The 4,575-nt window shown below is 54.8% G+C and carries 3 protein-coding genes and 2 pseudogenes; 3 read left to right on the top strand and 2 right to left on the bottom strand.

What is annotated here, in order from left to right; genetic code table 11:
* Positions 1-151 precede the first annotated feature (151 nt).
* Positions 152-843, top strand: a pseudogene (locus tag AAAC48_RS10720) (IS6 family transposase).
* A 141-nt stretch (positions 844-984) separates the two neighbouring features.
* On the opposite strand, the gene AAAC48_RS10725 reads toward AAAC48_RS10720, so the two are convergent.
* The gene (locus AAAC48_RS10725; RefSeq protein WP_340654158.1) at positions 985-1,887 is read right to left on the bottom strand and encodes a transglutaminase family protein; all 903 of its coding nucleotides are present in this window, start codon (positions 1,885-1,887) and stop codon (positions 985-987) included.
* Positions 1,888-2,252: 365 nt separating this feature from the next.
* Here AAAC48_RS10725 and AAAC48_RS10730 point away from each other — a divergent pair, with 365 nt between their 5' ends.
* Complete coding sequence (locus AAAC48_RS10730) at positions 2,253-2,942, top strand: haloacid dehalogenase type II (RefSeq protein ID WP_340654159.1); 690 nt, start codon at positions 2,253-2,255, stop codon at positions 2,940-2,942.
* Between the two features lie 379 nt (positions 2,943-3,321).
* Here AAAC48_RS10730 and AAAC48_RS10735 read toward each other — a convergent pair whose 3' ends face one another.
* A complete protein-coding gene (locus AAAC48_RS10735; protein WP_340654160.1) occupies positions 3,322-3,744 on the bottom strand; it encodes a VOC family protein in 423 nt (140 codons plus the stop codon).
* 476 nt (positions 3,745-4,220) lie between these two features.
* Between AAAC48_RS10735 and AAAC48_RS10740 the strand changes: the two are divergent.
* Positions 4,221-4,575, top strand: a pseudogene (locus AAAC48_RS10740) (hypothetical protein); the annotation flags it as partial.

Below are 4,575 nucleotides of genomic sequence, written 5' to 3' on the forward strand. Positions count from 1 at the left end.
CAAGGCAGATTAGCCTCGTCATGCAACTGCGCCTGAACCTGGAGTCGATACGTTGAACGAGGAAACGTCGATGCTTTGAAATGACTACTTGACGTGTGCTGCTCCATATGAGACCGCACTCGATCACACGTCGAAAAGGGCCACAAGCCTCTTGCATTACGGGCGGCAACCACAGAAGAACCATCGTTTCCCGCCAGAGATTATCGCCCGCGCTGTCTGGCTCTATTACGGGTTCCCGCTCGGCCTGCGCCACGTTAAGGAAATGCTGCTTGAGCGCGGGATCGCGGTCTCCTATGAGAGCATCCGCCGATGGGGCAGAAAACATGGCTCCGACTATGGCCGGCGCATTCGCCGAAAGTCACCTTCGGGCAGTGATGTCTGGTATCTCGACGAGGTTGCAGTTCGCATCAATGGCATGAAATGCTGGCTATGGCGGGCTGTCGATCAGGATGGTTATGTGCTCGACGAGATCGCCCCGAACCGTCGCAATACCAAGGCGGCCAGACGTTTGCTGACCCGGCTCTTGAAGAAACAAGGCCGTTCGCCAAGCGGATCGTCACCGACAAGTTGCGCTCAAGGCGTCAGGTCATGCCGGATGTCGAGCATCGCTCACATAAAGGCTTGAACAACAGGGCGGAGAACTCTCATCTGCCGTTTAAAAAGCGGGAACGAATGCGACAGGGATTCCGTTCAATCGGAAGTTTGCAGCATTTCGTTTCGCTGTTCTCCGCCGTCCGCAATCTCTTCGTTCCAGATCACACAAAACCTTCTGCTAACCAAATTCGCAATTACAGACTGCAAACTATGGCTCAGTGGAAAGCCGTCAGTGGCCAGCTCGTCTGAAACTGTCAGCACGGGCCTTAACGCGCCGGTCCTTCAAACAACGTGACAGCGCCCCCGGCGCGCATCTTCATCGTCTCTCCTTGGATAACCAGCATCAGCAGTGAATATCGGGCAACGCAAGATAGCCGCGAGGGGTTCCCTTCAATCGTCAGCCGCTGGAAAATTTACTGCTGTTTCCGTTGTTACATTCACTTGCACCGACATCCCCTCGTAATCAGAGGGTCTTCCATCATAACTCCCTGTCAGGGGGATCGCCTGCCGCGGGTCGCGCGCAACGGCAACGCGGATTAGATCGCGATTACCCACGATGCCGTTGGTCGGATCAAATTCCACCCATCCTGCTCCGGGGAGATAAATCTGGCACCAGGCATGGGTGGAACCACCCCCACGTGTTATTGAACCGTCTCGGCTAGGGACATAAATGTACCCTGTCACAAATCTCGCCGCTAAGCCGAGCGAGCGGGCCGCTTCCATCATCAGGACTGCAAAATCCCGACATGTACCGCGACGGAATTGCAAGGTTTCGAGTGGCGTCTGCGTGCCGCTCGCCAAACGGCGCTCGTAGACGAAGCTCTCGTGAATTGCGTAACACATGGTCATCAAGAGATGCCCGGTTTCAGTTGGATGTCCAACACGAACGAATTGTCGCGCCCAACGATCGAGGTCACCGTCAGGATCAGGATGGTGACGCGTGATCGTTCGCTCCAAATCGATGGTCTCGTCGCCGTCGTAACTAAAGGGATAAGTGAGTGCCTCTTCATCGATCTGAAGATCGAGAGCGACGTGCGGCGTATGTTCCAGGCGAATATGACTTTGAAAGCGCAACTCCATTGCTGGTTCGGCGATTTGCACGATCGCAACACAATTGCCGAAGACGTCATGGATCCAGCGGACTAGCCGTGGAGCTGGATCGACAACAAGCGTGGCCTCAAGAAGGCGCTGGTCGAAACTGTCACGCGGACGAAACATCAGCCGATGCTCACCGAATGCCACGGGCCTCAGGTACCGATAGACGGTTGAATGTCGCACCGAAAAAATAGTCATAGCGGATTCTTACGTCGCACGGGCTGTTCAGCAAAGTCCTATTCGGAACTTTACGTTCTCTGACTTGTTTTCCTTAGATTGATGGTCGGCTCAACTCGGCGGAGAGTATGTGAAACTGGAAGCATTTGCTCTCAACTGTCCGCGCGGATGAAATTGTCTGAATTTATTGGAAGGATGGTTGTGCCGATCGATCAAAAGAGTCCGATACGCAATCACTTGCTGTCGAATTTGTCCGATCGGGACGTGGCTTTGCTATTGCCCAAAATGCAGGTCGTACTATTGAAACTACGACAGGAAATTGAGACGCCGGGGAAAACGCTCCAACATTTCTATTTTCTTAGCTTGCTGAATATAAAGGGTTTCAAATGAGCGCTGCGAGATTTGAGAACATCGAGGCTTGCATCTTCGATGCCTACGGTACGTTGCTCGACTTTAATTCTTCAGTCGGGCGCGCAAAGGACACCCTTGGTGAAAACGCAGATGCGTTGTCGAGCACCTGGCGTCAAAAGCAGCTTGAATACACATGGCTGCGGTCGCTGATGGGAGCCTATGCACCATTTTGGCAAATCACAGGCGAAGCGCTGGACTATGCCATGGAAGCACGTGGCATCGCCGACAATGGACTGCGTCAGCACCTGATGCAGCTCTATCTCACACTCGATCCATTCCCGGAAGTTGCCGCGACATTGAAGGTCCTGAAGCAAGCGGGGATAAAGACGGCGATACTGACCAATGGCTCACCTCAAATGATCACGGCCGCCTGCCGCAATGCAGGCATAGACGTCTTCCTTGATGCCATCTTGTCGGTTGATGAAATCCAAATCTACAAGCCGCACCCATCCGTTTACCAGTTCGCCGTTGACAGGCTCGGTGTCGCCAAGGAGCGCATCTCCTTCCAGTCGTCGAACTGTTGGGATGCCGTCGGTGCTTCGCATTTCGGATTCCAGGTCGCGTGGTGCAACCGCTATGACCAGCCGCTTGATCGCCTGCCTGCGGAGCCGGACGCTGTGATCCAGAGTTTGGCTGAACTGCCATCCCTCATTGGCACAAAGTGAGCACAGATTTCTGCCGACGTTCGCGCACCGGTATCACCGCGCATCACTTCTTTCGGTTCGGTCGAGCCGGCGCGCGGCCGTCTTGCCTGGGACACAAACCACGCTCGCCGCTCATCGCTCCATCGCGCACGGGGAAAAGCTTCCCGGAACCGTTCAACGGTCATTCGATCGTAAGGAAATGCCGCCAGGGCGCTGGGCGTCTTTGCGCTCCCAAGGGAAGGGCGGTGCTTGAGATCCTCCACCATCATGACAGCCTTCAGGACGTTCGCATTCTGCGTACAAACGTCCGATGGAACCGATGGTTGCCATTGGCCAAAGGTAAACTCTGGACCTGATCGATAGTGTCGCTGATCAATCGAAGCGCCTTGATGTCACGCCCCTAATCCGGGATGCTCCACTGGGGATTCCAAGCGATCTCCCAGAGGTGGTCGTCGGGGTCGCGAAAGTAGCCGGAGTATCCACCCCAGAAGCGGTCGTGCGGCCGGTCGGTAACGACAGCACCGGCCTGCTCCGCCTGCCGAACGACAGCATCAACCTCTTCCTTCGAGTTGACGATATGTCCGATGGAAACCGCCCCGAGCCTCATTTGCGTTGCGGCGATCTTGGCATCCTTGGACAGTGAAGCCGTGGGCCAGAGCGCGAGGATCAGGCCGTCGTTCACATGGAAGAAGACCACTGCGCCGTCCTCGAATTGCTGGCCGGTAATACCCTTCGTCTCCAGGCCCATTCCGTCGCGATAGAAGGCGAGGGAGCGTTCGAGGTCGTCCACGCCGAGCGTGAGAACCTTGATGCGCGGCTTCATCTTGACACCTCCGTGGAATGTACAGCGTCTAAAGCTCGCAAGTGTACATCAGGGGATTGGGGATCGTCTTGAACAAAACGGCCAATCCGCAGGAGAGCTCAAACAAGATTAAAGGACTAGATATCTAGCGGGGCCAAAAAGCCGACAGCAATCGGAGGCAAGTTCGAAGTCCTGGAGGACATTCAAACTGTAATCGGGAACAATCTGAAAGAGAAAGAACTGTGTGGAGAAGCGCTGCTGAGCCGGGAAGGAGCGAGCTCTCAAGTGCCGTGCGATCATTCCCTTGTATCGCCCCCTGATCTGTCAGCGTATGAGCAATGATTTCGCCGGTGTCGGCATCCTTGCACCACTTGCGGTGGGATTTGGCACCATGAATTGGTTAAATTGTATCGACCACTGATCATGCCGCCATTCCTGCCGATCAAGATCGGCTTTAACGAGGGCTGAATGGTGACAAGCTTGTCACCGTTCCACCGATGGATAGTTTACAGATTTGCAAAGCAATCCCGGAACTAATCCTTTTTGTGAAATCGCCCCCGAACATCCCGAAACGCACCGCGAACATCCGGCTAACCGCGCGCGACAAAAACGGAACATCCGAAAGTCAAGGCGGGAAGGTTCCCCAATTTGGCGGAAGTTGCGCTGATTGCGCGGCGCAGATATTTTTATCGGCATCTCTGCGCGATCTGGAAGAAATGATGCAAGGGCGCAATATCCATGTCGATCATTCGACCGTGCATCGATGGGTTTTGCGCTTTTCTCCACTACTGCTGGAACAGTTCAACAAGCGCAAACGCGCTGTGACCGGCAAATGGCATGTGGATGAGACAT

The sequence above is a fragment of the Phyllobacterium sp. genome (assembly GCF_037994405.1).
GTDB lineage: Bacteria > Pseudomonadota > Alphaproteobacteria > Rhizobiales > Rhizobiaceae > Phyllobacterium.

Bases quoted from the DNA above. Each gene is read 5' to 3' on its own strand.
- AAAC48_RS10730 (WP_340654159.1), top strand. From the start codon at position 2,253: ATGAGCGCTGCGAGATTTGAGAACATCGAGGCTTGCATCTTCGATGCC.
- AAAC48_RS10725 (WP_340654158.1), bottom strand. From the start codon at position 1,887: ATGACTATTTTTTCGGTGCGACATTCAACCGTCTATCGGTACCTGAGG.
- AAAC48_RS10735 (WP_340654160.1), bottom strand. From the start codon at position 3,744: ATGAAGCCGCGCATCAAGGTTCTCACGCTCGGCGTGGACGACCTCGAA.